General features: G+C 64.9%; 11 protein-coding genes and 1 pseudogene. 6 read left to right on the forward strand and 6 right to left on the reverse strand.

Annotated features, from left to right (window positions below; translation table 11 throughout):
• Window positions 1–48 precede the first annotated feature (48 nt).
• The gene (locus D0T11_RS06940; RefSeq protein WP_119655057.1) at window positions 49–597 is read right to left on the reverse strand and encodes a carbohydrate binding domain-containing protein; all 549 of its coding nucleotides are present in this window, start codon (window positions 595–597) and stop codon (window positions 49–51) included.
• A gap of 211 nt (window positions 598–808) precedes the next feature.
• Here D0T11_RS06940 and D0T11_RS22480 point away from each other — a divergent pair, with 211 nt between their 5' ends.
• The 4 genes from D0T11_RS22480 to D0T11_RS06960 all read left to right on the forward strand — a co-directional run bounded on the left by D0T11_RS22480 (window position 809) and on the right by D0T11_RS06960 (window position 5,983).
• Window positions 809–3,109, forward strand: a complete 2,301-nt coding sequence (locus D0T11_RS22480; protein ID WP_182888284.1) for a hypothetical protein — start codon at window positions 809–811, stop codon at window positions 3,107–3,109.
• Window positions 3,110–3,150: 41 nt separating this feature from the next.
• Window positions 3,151–3,399, forward strand: a complete 249-nt coding sequence (locus tag D0T11_RS06950) for a hypothetical protein (RefSeq protein ID WP_119655058.1) — start codon at window positions 3,151–3,153, stop codon at window positions 3,397–3,399.
• A gap of 18 nt (window positions 3,400–3,417) precedes the next feature.
• Window positions 3,418–4,362 (forward strand): glycosyltransferase family 2 protein, encoded by a 945-nt coding sequence (locus tag D0T11_RS06955; protein WP_220473705.1) that lies wholly within the window; start codon window positions 3,418–3,420, stop codon window positions 4,360–4,362.
• A 175-nt stretch (window positions 4,363–4,537) separates the two neighbouring features.
• Window positions 4,538–5,983: an aldehyde dehydrogenase gene (locus D0T11_RS06960; protein ID WP_119655060.1), complete on the forward strand. Its 1,446-nt coding sequence runs from the start codon at window positions 4,538–4,540 to the stop codon at window positions 5,981–5,983.
• 121 nt (window positions 5,984–6,104) lie between these two features.
• Here the strand turns inward: D0T11_RS06960 and D0T11_RS06965 are convergent, their stop codons facing one another.
• Window positions 6,105–7,838, reverse strand: a complete 1,734-nt coding sequence (locus tag D0T11_RS06965) for a T9SS type A sorting domain-containing protein (RefSeq protein ID WP_119655061.1) — start codon at window positions 7,836–7,838, stop codon at window positions 6,105–6,107.
• 279 nt (window positions 7,839–8,117) lie between these two features.
• Here D0T11_RS06965 and D0T11_RS06970 point away from each other — a divergent pair.
• Together D0T11_RS06970 and D0T11_RS06975 are read left to right on the forward strand one after the other, a co-directional pair.
• Window positions 8,118–8,210 (forward strand): annotated as a pseudogene (locus D0T11_RS06970) (hypothetical protein); the annotation flags it as partial.
• Between the two features lie 75 nt (window positions 8,211–8,285).
• Window positions 8,286–9,026: a glycosyltransferase gene (locus D0T11_RS06975; protein WP_182888285.1), complete on the forward strand. Its 741-nt coding sequence runs from the start codon at window positions 8,286–8,288 to the stop codon at window positions 9,024–9,026.
• Window positions 9,027–9,034: 8 nt separating this feature from the next.
• Here the strand turns inward: D0T11_RS06975 and D0T11_RS06980 are convergent, their stop codons facing one another.
• The 4 genes from D0T11_RS06980 to D0T11_RS06995 form a co-directional block, all read right to left on the reverse strand.
• Window positions 9,035–10,921: a hypothetical protein gene (locus D0T11_RS06980; protein WP_119655063.1), complete on the reverse strand. Its 1,887-nt coding sequence runs from the start codon at window positions 10,919–10,921 to the stop codon at window positions 9,035–9,037.
• 84 nt (window positions 10,922–11,005) lie between these two features.
• Complete coding sequence (locus tag D0T11_RS06985; RefSeq protein ID WP_182888286.1) at window positions 11,006–12,124, reverse strand: PIG-L family deacetylase; 1,119 nt, start codon at window positions 12,122–12,124, stop codon at window positions 11,006–11,008.
• 231 nt (window positions 12,125–12,355) lie between these two features.
• Window positions 12,356–13,798 (reverse strand): energy transducer TonB, encoded by a 1,443-nt coding sequence (locus tag D0T11_RS06990; protein ID WP_182888287.1) that lies wholly within the window; start codon window positions 13,796–13,798, stop codon window positions 12,356–12,358.
• A gap of 182 nt (window positions 13,799–13,980) precedes the next feature.
• Complete coding sequence (locus D0T11_RS06995) at window positions 13,981–16,206, reverse strand: S9 family peptidase (protein ID WP_119655066.1); 2,226 nt, start codon at window positions 16,204–16,206, stop codon at window positions 13,981–13,983.
• Window positions 16,207–16,266 lie beyond the last annotated feature (60 nt).

Here is a 16,266-nt window from a genome sequence, read left to right on the forward strand (position 1 = left end):
CACTCGCTCCGCTCCTCGCGCAACGGACTTTTGCGGTACGGCGGCGGGCTATTCTGCCCGGGCCAGGGTGATGTCGTCCACGAATACGGGCTGAGAGGAGCCTCCGCGCCAGAGGTAGAAGCGCAGCTCGTGGGTAGGGGCAATATTTTCGGGCATGGTGAAGGTCTTCTTCACTTCCGTCCACTTGTTGAGCGCCTTCACTTCGTCGCCCAGCGCAATGGCCTCCCAGAATACTTTCTGGGAGTCGTCGGCCGGATTTTTCACTTCTATCACCAGCTTGGCTTCGGTTTCCTTGCCCGTTAGCAGCACCCAGGCGCTCAGTTCGAGCTTTTTGAGGCGGGTCGGGCTCACCTTGGCCAGCAGCGCGCCGTAGCCCACGCCGTACTCAATGTCGTTATCCACCCGCATCGAGTAGCGGCCCGAGTGGGCCTTGGCCGTCGTCAGGGCCGGGTTGGCCGGAGCCCAGCCTTCCACCGACTCCAAATCGTTGTGGGCAATTACGTTTTCGGGCAGCACGTCGGTCTTGGAATCGGAGCAGCTTACCAGACCGGCACAGGCGGCGGCGGTCAGAAGGGAGTAGAAGGGCAGCAAACGCATGAGCGGGCCAGGGTATAACGAAAGGTGAGGGCAAAAAGCGGTGCGAAGATAGAGAGGTGAAAGGCCCTGTCCTAGACCCGGCCCGCGCAGTTTTTCAGGGCCGGGGGCCGCCACCAACGGGTTGTGAGCCCTAATCCCTATTTTTACCCCTCCGCTCCTGGTTACCACCCCGGCTCCCGGAGCCCGGCCCCTTTCTTTACGCTAGTCCTGTATGCCTGCTTACCGATTAACGCGCCCGGCCTGGGGCGGCCTCGCCGTGCTGGTGCTCTCGTTGGGCATTTTGATTGCCACCTTCGGCCCCGCCCTGCTGCATCCGGGCCACTACTATTTTCAGGCCGGCGGCGACGGTATTCAGAGCTACTTCGCCACGGCTTACTACGCGCTCTATGATGGCGGGCAGCACTTTTCGGGCATGAACTACCCGGTGGGGGAAAACTTTAACTACCCCAACCTTCAGCCCCTCATTGCCTGGGGTATTCACGTGGCCCAGCAGCTGGGCCTGCCCGCCGCCAAACACGCCATCGGCATCACCAACGCGGCGGCCATGGGCGCACTGCTGCTCACCCCGCTGGTGATCTACCTGATTCTGCGCCGGTTCCGGCTGCCGGTGGTGTATGCCGTGGTGATGGCCCTGCTCATCGGGTTCCTCTCGCCCCAGGTGCAGCGCCTCGGCGACCATATGTCGCTGAGCTACGCCTGCTTCATGCCCCTGCTCTGGTACTGCATCCTGCGCATTCAGGATGCCCCCTACCGGGCCAGGTGGTACGTGCTGTTTGGCACGCTCGCCACCCTAATGGGGCTGATTATGCTTTATTTCCTGGCCTGCGGCTGCATTCTGCTGCTGCTGCACGCCGCCCTGCTGGCCCTGCGCAAGCCCCGGCCCTGGGGCGTGGTGTGGCGCATGGTGGTGGCGGCCCTGGTGCCGCTGGTGCTCACCCGCGGCTGGCTCTGGCTCACCGATACCGTGACCGACCGGCCGCCCAACCCCTACGGCCTGCTGGTGTACGTGGCCACGCCGACCGGCGTGTTCAGCCCCTCGGTGGGGCCGGGCCAGGGCTGGTGGCAGACGCTGTTCCGCACCGAATCGGCCTCCTACGAGGCCATGTCGTACGTGGGCATTGTCACCACCATCACCCTGCTGGTGGTGGGGCTGCTGGCTTTGCGCAAGTTCCTGATCCGACCCACCCTCGGCCCCCGGCTGCTCCCGGCGGGCATCCCCGGCCCGCTGTCCGTTGGGTTGATAGCGAGCGGCCTGCTGCTGCTGATTGCCTTTGGCCTACCCATGAAGTTCCCCGGCCTGAACTGGCTGGTAGATTATCTGGGGCCGTTCAAGCAGTTCCGGGCACTGGGCCGGTTTGCCTGGCCCTTCTACTACGTGGCCACCGTATTCACGGCCTGGCTGCTGTGGCAGCTCTGGCAGCGCCAGCAGCAGGCGGGCCAGACGTGGCTGCTGCGCCTGTGGCTGCCGGCGGTGCTGCTGCTCTGGGCCGGCGAGGCCTGGGTCAACCTCGACACGAAGGCCACTCAGGTGTTGCAGGGAGCCGGCGCGGAGGATTTTTTTAATGCCCGCAACGGCCTGACGGGCCGCCTGAGCTGGACCAACCGCCGCCCCGAGGAGTTTCAGGCCATTCTGCCCCTGCCCTACTTCAACAAAGGCAGCGACAAAATTGACCTCGACGGCTCCGGCGAATCCATGTTTCAGGCCCACCGGCTGGCCGTAACCACGGGCCTGCCGGAGCTGTCGAGCTACGTGTCGCGGCCCTCCATGACGCAGGTAATGCGCCACGTGCAGCTGCTCAGCAGCCCGCTGGTGGCCAAGCCCCTGCTCAACTCCTTCCCCTCGCGCAAGCCCCTGCTGCTGCTCGTGACCTCGCCCTGGCTTTCGCCGGAAGAAGCGCGGCTGGTCGGGCTGGCGCATTTGCTGGTCGATGCGCCCGAGGGTAAGCTCTATGAGTTGTCGCTCGACAGCCTGGCCCGCACCAGCATTCCGCAGGAGCGGGCGCGGTTCCGCCAGCGCTGGCCCACCCTGCCCGCCCGCCCCGGCGGCCTGCGCGCCACTACGGCCAAAGGCGTGCTCTACCAACCCTTCGACGACCGGCCCGACCGCCGGGGCCGCCTCCGGGCCGGCGCTTTCCACGAGCCGAAAGGCATGTTCAGCATCGTCTACGACGGCCCCCTGCCCGCCCCGGCCGATACGGGCCGCTACGAAGTAAGCGCCTGGGTGAATGCCCAGACGGCCCACGGCATCGGCAACATCCAGGTGAAGCAGTACGTGGGCAACGACATGGTAGACCATCAGGTGGTAGACGGTCGCCTGGCCCGGGAAATCATGGGCGACTGGGTCCGGATGGTGGTTCCGCTGCGGGTGCGGCCGGGAGTAACCCGCCTCGAAGTGCTCTACGACAGTAAAGACCTGTTGCTCGACGACCTGCTGATCCGGCCCGCCGATACGGACGTGTACTGGCTGAGCGCCGATAAAACCCCCGTGCTCAACGGATATCCCCTGCGCTAGCGGGTGGGGGCGCACCGCTGGTTTCCAGTTGTATCCCGGCGGTGGAAAGCCCGAAAAAAGGTAACGGCGGCTATTGCGCCTTCCTCAAACGGTACCGCTATGCCTACGAGCAGCAGCACGTGAACCTGGACGTGCTACCCTTCAGCGCCGCCGCCACCCTGGCCCCCGAAACGGTGGTCGTGACCAGCGACCCCACGTACCGGCCCCGGCTGGATTCGTTGTTTCAGACCGTTATCCTGCACGAGGGCGAGTACGGGCAGACACTGCTGCTGCTGCCTCGTCGTCCTTAACTCCTAGCCCCGCCCATCGTGGATCTTTCCGTTATCATCCCCATTTACAACGAAGAAACGAACATTCCGGCCCTCTACGAGCGGCTGGGCGGGGTGCTGGACCCCATGCGCCTGCCCGGCGGCTACGAGTTCATCTTCGTCAACGACGGCTCCCGCGACCAGTCGCTGGCCCTGATTGAGAACCTGGCGGCCCGCGATGAGCGGGTGCGCTTCATCACCTTCAGCCGCAATTTCGGTCACCAGATTGCCGTGACGGCCGGCCTCGACCGGGCCGAGGGTCAGGCCGTGGTGATTATTGATGCCGACTTGCAGGACCCGCCCGAGCTCATTCCGCAGCTCTACCAGAAACTGAGTGAGGGCTACGAGGTGGTGTACGCCAAACGCCGCAGCCGCCAGGGCGAAAGTGCCGCCAAAAAGCTCACGGCCAAACTTTTCTACCGGATTCTGGCCAGCATCACCCACATTTCCATTCCCGTAGATACCGGCGACTTCCGGGTAATTTCGCGCAAGGTGGTGGAGGCCCTGCGCCGGATGCCGGAGCAGAACAAGTTTATCCGGGGCCAGATTTCCTGGATCGGCTACCGCCAAACCCACCTGGAGTACGACCGGGCCGAGCGGGCCGGGGGCGAAACCGGCTACACCTACCGCAAAATGCTCAAGCTGGCCCTGGATGGCATCACGGCCTTCTCCGACGTGCCACTCAAGGCGGCCACGGTCAGCGGTTTCGTAGTGTCGGGCATTGCCTTTCTGGTGATGCTCTACACGCTCTACGCCCGCTTCATCTCCCACGACTACGAACCCGGCTGGGCCTCGCTGATGGTGAGTATCCTGTTCCTGGGCGGGGTGCAGCTCATTGCCGTGGGCATCATCGGCGAGTACATTGCGCGCCTTTCGGCCAACGTCCGCCAGCGTCCCCTCTACATCGTATCCGACAGCAACATCGCGCCGCCGGGTGAGAAGTGAGAAGTGAGAAGTGAGAAGTGAGAAGTGAGAAAAGGTACGTCATCCTGAGCGGAGCGAAGGACCTTATCACGTCGAAACGAGTCGTTGTTACGGTCGTTTCGACGTGATAAGGTCCTTCGCTCCGCTCAGGATGACGTACCTTTTTACCCATTCCCCTCCTCACCCTCCTCACCTTATGCTTCAGCTCCAAAACTTCATCGGCGGCCAACTGGTGCCACCCGCCGCCGACCGCTACCTGCCGCTGCTGGAACCGGCCACCGGGCAGGTATTTGGGCAGGTGCCCGACTCCGACGCGGCCGACGTGGAGGCCGCCGTGCAAGCCGCCGAAGCCGCGCTGCCGGCCTGGCGGGCGCTGCCGGCCGAGGAGCGGGGCCGGCGGCTGGTGCGCCTGGCCGGGCTGATTGAGGAAAACCTCGAACCCCTGGCCCGGGCCGAAAGCCAGGACAACGGCAAGCCCCTGCGCCTGGCCCGTACCCTGGATATCCCAAGGGCGGCCAGCAACTTCGCCTTTTTCGGCACGGCGGCCGGGCATTTCGCCACCGAAGCGCACGTGCAGGACGGCGTGGCGGTCAACTACACCGTGCGGCATCCACTGGGCGTAGTGGCCTGTATTTCGCCCTGGAACCTGCCGCTGTACCTGTTCACCTGGAAAATTGCGCCCGCCCTGGCCGTGGGCTGCTGCGTGGTGGCCAAGCCGTCGGAGCTGACGCCCTACACGGCTTTCCTGCTGAGCGAATTGGTGCAACAGGCGGGCCTGCCGGCGGGGGTGCTCAACATTGTGCACGGCACCGGCCCCCGCGCCGGGCAGGCCCTGGTGGAACACCCGGGCATCCGGGCCATCAGCTTCACGGGCGGCACGGCTACCGGGGCGCACATTGCCCGCACGGCGGCCCCGCAGTTCAAAAAACTGTCGCTGGAGCTGGGCGGCAAAAACCCTAACCTGATTTTTGCCGACTGCGACCTGGCCGACGCCGTGCGCACCAGCGTGCGCAGCAGCTTCGCCAACCAGGGCCAGATCTGCCTCTGCGGCTCCCGCATTTTTGTGGAGCGGAGCATCTATGAAGCTTTCAAAACCGAATTCCTGGCCCAGGTGGCGGCCCTCACCGTGGGCGACCCGCTTGAGGAAGCCACCCACCAGGGTGCTTTGGTGAGCGAGGCCCACCTGCAAAAGGTGCTGCGCTACATCGAGCTGGCCCACGAGGAGGGCGGACGGCTTTTGGCCGGCGGGCAGCGCGTGTACCTGCCGGGCCGCTGCGCCGGGGGCTACTTTCTGCAACCCACCGTGTTCGAGGGCCTCAGCCCCGACTGCCGGGTGAACCAGGAGGAAATCTTCGGGCCGGTGGTTACGCTCACGCCCTTCGATACCGAAGCCGAGGTGCTGGCCTGGGCCAACGGCACCGACTACGGTCTCTCGGCCACCCTCTGGACCCGCGACCTGCACCGGGCCCACCGCCTGGCCCACCAGCTGCACGCCGGCGTGGTGTGGGTGAACACCTGGCTGCACCGCGACCTGCGCACGCCTTTTGGCGGCATGAAGAACTCCGGCGTAGGCCGCGAGGGCGGGCTGGAAGCCCTGCGCTTCTTCACCGAAGCCCAGAACGTGTGCCTGAAGCTGGGCTGACGGACCCGCACAGCCTCCGGGTGCTGCTGCGGGCCGTGGCGCCGAAGCCCAACGGGGTGTTCTCCCGCCTCACCCCCCTTCCCATCCACCGGGACCATACTCCAGACCCCGCGTCGTCTCGTTAGGGCATCACCGTCAGGTGGCGGTAGCTTTGGGTTGGCCCCTGCTGCACCCGCACCTGATAAACGCCGGCGGGCAGGGCGCGCAGGTCGAGCGGGCCGGGGCCGGGCAGCGCTTGCGTGCGCACGAGCCGGCCCAGCATGTCGAACAGCTGCACCTGGGCCGGAGCCGCCCGGGCCAGGCCCACGGTCACCGTCTGGCGGGCGGGGTTGGGGTAGAGGGCCAGCCCCGGCACCGCCTGAGCCGCCCGCACGGCCAGTACCGGCGCACTGGTGCGGGCCACGAACATACCCCACAGGTCGGGGGCCGTGGCAGACCGGGTCCCGAAGGTGAACGTACCCGTCCCGTAGAGCCAGCTAGCCACGGTGGCCTGCCCCAACCCATCGACGGCTAAACGCGGCTGGCGGGCAATGGCCGGGCCGCTGGCCAGCCAGCCCTGCAAGGCCCGGCCCGTGGAGTCGAGGCGCAGCACGCTCACCTGTTGCTGGGCACCGGCGGGGGCCGTGAGCTGCACCGCTCCCCAGCGCACCGCATTGACCAGCGTGACGATGTACAGGTCTTCGTGGGGGCCGAGGGCCAGGCCCCTGGGGCTGAGCGTGCCGGTCGCGCTGCGGCGGATAGTGCCCTCGGGCGTGAGCCGCAGCACGAACGCATTGTCGTTGTTGGGATTGGGCACGGTCTGCGTGCCCAGCGTCAGCGGGTTGGTGCTCATGCCGCCCAGCGCGTACACGTGACCGGCGGCACTCACTTTCACGTCGTCGAAGTAATTGCCCGCTGTAGGGGTAGCCAGGGTGCCGACCAGCACCCACTCCGGTATGTTGGCCGAGGAAATCTTTACTAGAAACCCTGTGCTTCGAGGGGTATTAGTAGGCCCGGCTACGGGTGGCAGATTACCAAACAACAAGGTTGCGTCGAAAACCCAGCCAGCCAAATACACGTCACCCGTCGGAGAAAGGGCCAAGCCATTGTAAAAACGCGCATCGTCGTCGCCCTTGGGCTGTTGGCCCGCCCAGGAGCCAGCCACCTGCCCGGCCGCGTTCACGCGCACCAGAAAAGGCTGCTTGGTATAGGCCACGGGCGAGGTATAGGTTTGCGTGCCTACCGTCAGGGAGCCGCGGTAGGTGCCAAACACCACGCTGTTGCCGGCCGCATCCACCGCCAGCTTCCAGTTGCCCTGGCCATCCGACACCCCGTAGCCAGCTTCTACCACATCACTGGCCCACTGCACTATCCCGGCCGCACTCACCTTGAGCAGGAAAGCCCGAGGCCCCGGCGTTGCCACGACTAGGGCTCCCCCTATCACCAGCCCGCGGTTGCAGTAGCCCAGCGCGTAGAGGTTGCCCGCCGCGTCGGCGGCCACGTCCACCACCCGCCCCCCCTGGCTTTCCAGGTTCAGCGTCCAGTTGAGCTGCCCATCGGCCCGGTACTGGGCCAAAAAACCGTTGGTGTACGTAAAGCCCGTTCGGGGGTCGGGGGGGCGGTTGGTGCCCAGCACCAGCGGGGAGCCCGCAAACCGCAGGTCGGGGTCGAACTCCCCGCCAATCGTCACGTTGCCGGCCGCATCGGCCGCTACCCCGTTCACGAAGCCCGTGCGGTTGCTACCCGCACTCGGGCCGAGTTGGGTAGCCCAGGCCCAGTCAGACGTCGCCCCAACTTGCGCCCAACTCGGCGCGGGGCCGGCCAGCAGCCCCAGCAGTAGCAGTAGTAACAAAAAGCGGGGTAGCATATTGCGCATAGAGGTAGGTAGTTGAGTGGAAGAACCGATAGTGCGGGGCGAATATACCCTTGGCACCCGACCTCTTGCAACGCTTGGCAAAATGAACGTTCGTCCTCTTGTTTTTCTCCCCCTACCCTTGCGGCCCCGAACCAGGGAAAATACCCTTCCCCCAGACGCGCGAGTCTGCGCCGCTCCCCCCTGACCGGTGTGTGGCAGTTGAAATCCGCCGCGCCCGCCGGGGCCGCAAAAAAGCCGCAACCCCCGACACCGTAGTAGCCGACGCCCTCGCCCTTCAGCGGCATGAAGACCTCCGGCGTGGGCCGCGAAGGTGGCCTGGAGGCCCTGCGCTTCTTCACCGAGCCCCGGAACGTGGGCCTGAAAATGGGCTGACGGACCCGCACGGCGCGGGCACTCCGGCGGCCCGCTTCCGCTTATCTTTGCTGTATCCGCGTCTTTTCCTCTTCCGTGTCCGTGCCCCTGCCACCTGCCCAACTGGCTCTTGTTCTGCCCTGCTACCATCCGCCCCTGAGCTGGGCCGGCAATATTCTCACTAGTCTGGCGAAGCTGGAAGCCCTGCTGCCCCCCGCCACAACCGTGCACCTGTACGTGGTGAACGACGGCACCGAAACGGGCGTGACGCCGGCCGACATTGCGTTGCTGACCCAGGCGCTGCCGGGTGCTTTCACTTACCTGGCTTACCCCCTCAACCAGGGCAAGGGCCATGCCCTGCGCACCGGCATTGCCCGGGTGCGGGAGCCCTACTGCATCTTCACCGACATCGACTTTCCTTACCAGGAAACCAGCGTGGCGGCCCTCTACGCCCTGTTGCAAACCGGGGCCGACGTGGCCGTGGGCGTGCGCGACGACGGGTACTACGCCCAGATTCCGCCGGCCCGGCGGCGGGTTTCGCGCCTGCTGCGCCGCCTCACCAAGCACGTACTGCGCCTGCCCGTCGATGACACCCAGTGCGGCCTGAAAGGCTTCAACGAAGCCGGCCGCCGCCTGTTTCTGCGCACCACCACCAAGCGCTACCTCTTCGATCTGGAACTGCTGTTTCTGGCAGCACGCCAGGGCTCCCTCCGGGTGTTGCCGCTAGCCGTGGAGCTCAAGCCCAACGTAGTCTTTTCCCGCCTCAACCCCCGGATTCTGCTCACCGAGAGCCTGAATTTCATCCGGATTCTGGGCCGGCGGCTGGAGCAGGAGTAGCGCTTTGCTTACCGCACATCCCAGCGGTAGAGCCGCAGGGAGCCCGCCTGGGCCAGCAGAGTCATGTGCTGGCGCGCGGGCAAGTCGGCCCCGGCATCAATGATCTTCCTTACTTTGGGCTTCGCGCGCTGGGCCGCCAGCAAGTCCGGGGTCTCGTAGTAGCGCTGGTCGTAGAGCACCAGGAGGGGTTTTTGCGCGGCCCGCAGGCGGCTCCGCAGGGCCGGCGTAGGCCCCTGTGGCATAAAAATGCTCCGGAGCTCCACCAAGTGTTCGGGCGGAGTGCGCGACATTTTACTGGCCATCAGGGGCAGATTGGTGCGCAGGGCCAGTTGGTAGGCGTGCAGGGAATGCGGGTCGTCATCGTCCAGCGTCAGCTCCAGATCTTCGGTACCCACGTGAAAGTAGGGAACGGGGAGAATGGCCTGGTATTGCCCGGGTTGAACGCTTCTAAGCAGTTGACTGATTTCTGGCGTGTACCGGGCGTTGGTCAGGGAGTTGGGCACGGTGTGGCGGTAGTGCTTCACGGCATCACGCGTATCAACAACGACCAGTAGCACCAGGCCCACAGCCACCAGCCAGCGGCCGGTCCAGCGGTTGCTGAGCAGCCAGAAATCCAGGCCCGCGAGCACCAGCAGGTTGGCCGCCCAGAAAAACACCCAGGAAAAGCGGGCGAGCACCCGAAACTGCGTAGTAATGGCGCTTATCTTCTGCGCGTAAAAAAACAGGTTCAGGTAGTTATGAATCGTGTAGGCCCCATTGTTGAGATTGTACACCGTACCCACGGAAATCAGCAGGCTGATAAGGGCGGCCCCCAGCAGCAGACCCAGAAAGGGCCACCAGACGCTCCCTCTCCAGCCAGTCCAGAAGGCGCGGCCGGCGGCCGGGCGCACCGCCCACACGGCCGCGTACAGCGTCAGGGCAAACAGCACAAATGCCCCCAGGTAGGCCCCCGATTCGAAGCTGGGCTGGTCGCGGGCTTCAACCCAGAACCGTACGGCGTTGTACTCCGGCGACCGAAACAGAGCCGACACCTGTAATTTCCAGGGCTCGTAGTTAAAGCCCGTCGCGCCTTTACTACGCAGATGGTAGTACCCATCCACGGCCCGCACAATCAGCAGGCACGTGAGAGCGGGAACCAGGGTGAGTACGGCCCCGGCCAGCGCGAGCGGGCGCCGCGTGAGCCAGCGCCCGCGCGGCAGCAGCCACCACGCGAAAAAACCACCCGTCACGACGGCCAGCAGCGGCAGGTAGTACAAATGAATCAGGCCCGCTAATACGAAGCCGCCGACCAGGCCCGCTACCCAACGGCCAATCGGCCGGCCGGCCCCGGCCCGCTCGTGCAGGTTGAGCACCCCCCAGATAGCCAGTAGTAGCACCCAGCTATACGACAGGTTGAAGTGGCCGAACAGCAGGCGGCTGGCCTGCGGACTGAGCCACGGCAGCGTAACGGCAAACACTACCACCAGCCCCCAGTGGCGCAGCAGGCGGCGCAGAATAGCCGTCAGCAATACCGTACTCAGCAGAAATCCGCTTACCAGCAGCCAGTGGTATACATCCAGGGCGTAGGGGCGCAGATCGGTCAGGTAATGCGACCAGAGCCGGACCGGCACGGCCAGCAGGGGCGTATTATCGGTGTAGAAGAGGTAATCCCCGTAGGGATAGTTCATCATGCTGAACCAGCGCAGCCCATTCGCCCAGGGCTGCTGCACGTAGGCCTGGAAAGTGTAGTAATTCTTTGCCCCGTCGTTAATATCGACCAACAGATGCTGACCGGGCTCCAGCAGCAGCCCTTTGAAAGCCCGCAGAACCAATAGAACCTGCAAGCCCAGAGCCAAGGCGACCAACAGGCCGCGGGAAGGCTGCCAGGAACGGACGGCCGCCAGTGAAAAGCGCATAAGAAGAGTGACGAAGCCGGGACGGCTGTGGCAGATTTCGGACGGCCCCCATTGGTGGGGCGAGCCAAAGATAGCCTGCCGCCCTTAACGGGCGACTTCTACACGGCATAGTCGCCGTTGTCCGCCGGCGCGCAATTCGGCGAAGTAGACGCCCGTTGCCGGGAAACGTTGCAGGTCCAGCCACTGCTCGTGGCGGCCGGCGGTTTGGGTGCTGCCCTGTTGCAGTTCCTGCACCACCCGCCCCTGGATGTCCAGAATGCGTAACCAGACCGCTTCCTGCACCGGCAGCTGGTAGGCCAGCACCCCCGATACCGTCACTGGGTTCGGATAGCAGGGTTCCAGCACCAGCTTGCTCGCGTCGGCTTCGTCCTCGTCCGACGTGGCGGCCGGAGCGGGAGCAGTGGGCCGCAGCACCGTGCCCGTCTGGTGCTTCACCTGCGCGTACTGGCGGCCGATAAACTTCAGATGCTTTTCGTCCCAGGCACCCGGATACCCGGCGGCATCCATCGTCTGGCAGTAGGCCCGGTACACCTGCATTTGCCAGCTCTGCTGGGTTACCGTCAGGTTCGTCGGGTTGCGCATGATGGTGTAGCCGGCGTACTGAAAATAGCGGCACTCCACCTGCCTGGTTGCCTCCAGGGCCAGCAGTCCAGCCAACCGATGGTCGGAATGGTCGATGGGATTGACCCGCTCGTCAGGTTGGGGGCAATGAATGGTCAGCCGCCCCGCCTCCACGGCCTCGTAGGCCAGCAGCGCCCGGATGGTCTGGCTGAGTTCTTCCCAGGAAGTATACGCCGCGCCACCATCCAGCGGCTTGATAGCTTTTCCGGCCTCCCGCAGCTGTTTCAGGCTTTGGCCGCCACCGCGCACGAGGCCCTTGCCATCTACCCCGCCGTCGGGCAGGTGCAGGTAGCAGGAAATGGTATTCTGGTAACGGTGCGTTTCGATGCTATGGCCGTTTACCACGATGGTTGCGGCGGTCGAAACAACAGCTCCCGGGGTGGCCGTCGGACCCAGGTCCACGGCCTTGCGCACCGACGCCAGATGCCCGGCTTCGCGGCCGCGCCAATACGTATCCGATGGTTCGTTGGCCTGCCCGCCGGTCAGGCAGATCAGCACCACCTTACGGCGGCTATGCTGAGCTTCCGCGCAAACGGCCGCCCCCATAAACAACTGCCAGTCATCCGGGTGAGCGGTAATCACAACCGTCCATTTGGTAGCAGGAGACTGGCCTGCACTGGCCCCGCTTCCAGCACCGGAACCAGTTTGAGCGCGGCTGCTCAGCGGACACAGGCCAACCAGGCCAAGCAGGAAAACCCAGAGTAGCAATGCGCGCATTCAGCAGCCAGGAAAGCAGGCGGGAGTACCTGCTTTTCCAAAGTTAGCAGGCTGCCGCAGATAACCGCGCTGGTTATACTTTTCTTAGATAAACCGTTAGTCCAGCCGGCCCAACACGGTTTCCAGATCGGCCAACGATATTTCCGCGAAGCGCAACGTATCGGGCACCACGCCGGGCAGGGGAGCCTGCCGGGCCAGCAAGGGCATCCCGTTCTCGTAGCGCATCCCGATGACGGTGCTCCCGGCCGGGACGGCCATGAACTGGTAGCCGCCGGCCTGGGCATTGGCGGCCAGTACAATGCGCCGGCCTGGCACCAGCACGCGCACGGCGGTTTGGCTGCTAGTCCCGAAGGCCGGCACGAACAACGGGGCCGCCGCGCCCTGCCACGGCCGGCCGGCCGCCAGCCAGCCCAGCCGGGTGGGCCGGAGCGCGTTGGGGGCGGCCGCCAGCTCGTCCGGTTCGCTTGCCTCGTCTTCCCCGGCCGGACTGTCTGGGGCCGGCTCGGGAGCCGTGGCCGCGCCTGGCTGGAACCGGAACCGGATGGGCAGCACCAGCTTCACCTTCACAAAATGACCGTCCTGCTGGCCGGGCGTCCAGTGGCCGGAAGTCTGGCGGAGCACCCGCAGCACCTCGTCGTCGCACCCGTCGCCGAGGCCGCGCACGATGCGGGGCTGCACCACGCGGCCGCTCTCATCCACCACAAACGAGGCGAATACCAGCCCTTCGGTGTGGTTTTCCTGGGCCTGGCGGGGATACCGAATCAGCTTGTTGATATCGGCCGGCCCCTGGCCGTAGCGGGGCATCCGCTGGGCGGTGGTCAGGATTTGCTCGGACACGGCCGGGGCGGCTTCGCCCTCAGCCCAGCGCACCATGGCCCCGCTGCCGGACGCCTGCCCATAAAAGAGGGGCGTATTGCGCGCGCGGCCGGCCAGCTCCAGCTGAAAGCCCCGGCCCTTGGCCAGGCCCAGCTGCTGGCCATTGGCAGTGGCGCGCACCAACACGGCCGCGCTGAGTTCGAGCGGAGCGCCGGCCGCAGTTTCGGTCAGCAGGTTGGAAAGCAGCATCGACGAGCCGGAGTAGCACTCTTTCAGCTCCACCCACACGGCCCCGGTAACGGCCTGCTGGCGGCTGTTGACCAAGGCATTGGCTGGAATCCGGACCACCGTTCCCTGCTGCCCACGCACCTCGGCGGCTTTGGTAGGGTCAATTTCGAAGTACTCGCTGGGTTGCAGCGTCAGGTCCTGGAGGCGGGGCTCGGCCGGCGGGGTGCCGGTGGCCGATGCGGGCGGGCGCATGCTGCGCTTGTACACAACCAGCGGGGCGCGGCGGCTGGTGGGCTTTTCCACCCGGTGCCAGTCGCGCTTCACGGGGGCATTGGCCAGGGGCGTATCGAGCGAGTCGTAGGCCAGCGTATCGGCCAGGGCGGGCGCGGTGGGCGCTGGCGTAGGGGGCTGGGCCGGGCGCTCCTGCTGGCAGGCCGTCAACAGCCCGCCACTCAACAGCACAGGCAACCAACGGCTCGGAAAACGGATAGACATGGGGAAGCGGGGCAAAACGGAGGTAATGGCCGAAATTCGCATTTTTCCGGCAGAAAACCGGACGGAAGCCTGTTTACTTGGCCGCCCCGCGCCGGGTTGCGGTTTGGCACCTACGAAAACGAGACGCCCGGGTGGGCGTCTCGTTGCAGGAATATCCGTTTTTTGGGCCGGCCCCTGGTAGCTTACAGGTTCTGGAGCACGAAATTGGTCATCTGGCGGTAGAGGTGCAGGCGGGTGTTGCCGCCGTAGATGCCGTGGTTGCGGTTGGGGTAGTACAGGGTCTGATAGTCCTTGTTGGCCTTAATCATGGCGTCCACGAAGGCCACCGAGTTCTGGAAATGCACGTTGTCGTCGCCGGTACCGTGCACCAGCAGCAGCTTGCCCGTGAGCTGGCCGGCGAACTGCACGGGCGAGTTGTCGTCGTAGCCCTGGGGGTTTTGCTGGGGCGTTTTCAGGAACCGCTCGGTATACACCGAGTCGTAGTAGCGCCAGTTGGTGACCGGGGCCACGGCCACGCCCATCTTGAACAGGTCGGCGTTTTTGGTGAGGGCCAGCGTGGTCATGTAGCCCCCGAAGCTCCAGCCCCAGATGCCAATGCGCGCCTTATCCACGTAGGGCAGGGTACCGAAGTAGCGGGCCGCCGCCGCCTGGTCCTGGGTTTCAAGCTTGCCCAGGTTGGCGTAGGTACTCTTTTTGAAAGCCGCGCCCCGGGCACCGGTGCCCCGGTTATCCACGCTCACGATGATGTAGCCGCGCTCGGCCAGCAGCTGGTGCCAGAGGTAGTTGGTGAAGGCAATGCCGCCGCCGGCGTCGTCCTTCACCGTTTGGGAGCCCGGGCCGCCGTACACGTATAGCAGCACGGGGTACTTTTTGGCGGGGTCGAAGTTGGCGGGCTTGAGCACCGAGGCGTTCAAGTCCACACCCTCATCCGTTTTGAAGTTGATAAACTCCAGCTTGCCCAAGTTGTATTCCGCGAGCTTCCGGCGCAGCTTGTCGTTGTCTTCGAGCACCTTCACCAGCTGGCCGTTCTGGCCGTTGCGCAGGCTCACCACCTGGGGCTGCCCGGCCTCGGAGTGGTAGTTGAGGTAGTATTTGGTGTCGGGGCTCAGGTTCACCACATCCGTACCGTTGCCGGCTTCGCTGAGCCGGACCTTCTTGCGGCCCTTCAGATCCACGCGGTACAAATGGCGCTGCAAGGGCGAGGCCTCGGTGCTGGTGAAGTACACCTCGCCTTTCTTCTCGTTAAAACCCTCAATACTGGCAATTTCCCAGTTGCCCTTCGTGAGCTGGCGCACCAGCTGGCCCTTCATGTCGTAGAGGTAGAGGTGGCGGTAGCCGTCCTTCTCGCTCGTGAACAGGAACTGCTTGCCGCCTTCGAGGTAGCGCAAATCGTCGTTTACCTCCACATAAGCCGCATCGGTATCGGTCAACACCACGTCGGCTTTGCCGGTGCGGGCGTCGGCATGCAGAATTTCGAGCTGGTTCTGGAGCCGGTTCATGCGCCGGATGCTGAGCAGGTTCGGCGTCTGGGTCCAGAGGATGCGCGGCAGGTACTGGTCGGCTTCGGGGCCCACGTCCATCTGCACGGTCTGGCCGCCGGCCACCTCGTACACGCTCACGCCCACGGTCGAGTTCTTCTCGCCGGCCTTGGGGTACTTGAAGCGGTAATCGGTGGGGTAGAGCGCGCCCCACTCCTGCATGTTGTACTCGGGCACGGCCGTTTCATCGAAGCGGTAAAACGCCACCTGCCGCGAGTCGGGCGACCATTGGAAGCCCTGGGCAAACTCGAATTCCTCCTCGTACACCCAGTCGGTGCCCCCGTTGATAATTTTGTTCAGCGCCCCGTCGGTGGTCACGGCCGTTTCCTGCATCGTGGCCAGGTCGGTCACGAACAGGTTGTTGTCGCGCACGAAGGCCACGCGCTTGCCATCGGGCGAAAATGTGGCGTAGAGCTGCTTGCCAGCCGTTTTGGTCAGGGGCGTGAGGTACTGGGTGGTGCGGTCATAAACGAAGAAGTTCGACTTGCTGCTGCGCCGGTAGATGGGCTCGGTGTCGGTGCTGAACAGGATTTTGGTTTCGTCGGCGTTGAAGCTGTAACCGTCCACCGGCAGGGGCTGGGTCGAGCCGGGCTGCATCAGTTTCTGGCCCGCTACCAGCGTCTGCACGGGCTGGCCGGTGGTCACGTCGTGCTGCACCAGGTCGCCCTTGCTCAGGGAGGAATAGTAGCGGCCGTCCTTCATCCAGTTGAAGCCGGGCACCGATTTGGCGGCGAACGTGCCCTTCTGCCAGATGTCTTCGAGGGTGATACCGGGCTTTTGCTGGGCGAAGGCCGCCGGGGCGGTGGCGGGCAGCAGCACGGGGCTGGCGGTGGTCAGCAGCAGGGCCAGGCCCAGGGAACGTAACTTCATGCGGGGAGTAATGAAATGTCGGCGGGAATCTGGCGTTAAGGTAGGAAATGAGTGGCGCAA

This window comes from Hymenobacter rubripertinctus (genome assembly GCF_003583925.1).
Lineage (GTDB): Bacteria > Bacteroidota > Bacteroidia > Cytophagales > Hymenobacteraceae > Hymenobacter > Hymenobacter rubripertinctus.

Excerpts from the sequence above, each read along its gene's own strand:
- D0T11_RS06995 (WP_119655066.1), bottom strand. The coding sequence starts at position 16,206 with ATGAAGTTACGTTCCCTGGGCCTGGCCCTGCTGCTGACCACCGCCAGC.
- D0T11_RS06965 (WP_119655061.1), bottom strand. The coding sequence starts at position 7,838 with ATGCGCAATATGCTACCCCGCTTTTTGTTACTACTGCTACTGCTGGGG.
- D0T11_RS22480 (WP_182888284.1), top strand. The coding sequence starts at position 809 with ATGCCTGCTTACCGATTAACGCGCCCGGCCTGGGGCGGCCTCGCCGTG.
- D0T11_RS06990 (WP_182888287.1), bottom strand. The coding sequence starts at position 13,798 with ATGTCTATCCGTTTTCCGAGCCGTTGGTTGCCTGTGCTGTTGAGTGGC.
- D0T11_RS06960 (WP_119655060.1), top strand. The coding sequence starts at position 4,538 with ATGCTTCAGCTCCAAAACTTCATCGGCGGCCAACTGGTGCCACCCGCC.
- D0T11_RS06940 (WP_119655057.1), bottom strand. The coding sequence starts at position 597 with ATGCGTTTGCTGCCCTTCTACTCCCTTCTGACCGCCGCCGCCTGTGCC.
- D0T11_RS06980 (WP_119655063.1), bottom strand. The coding sequence starts at position 10,921 with ATGCGCTTTTCACTGGCGGCCGTCCGTTCCTGGCAGCCTTCCCGCGGC.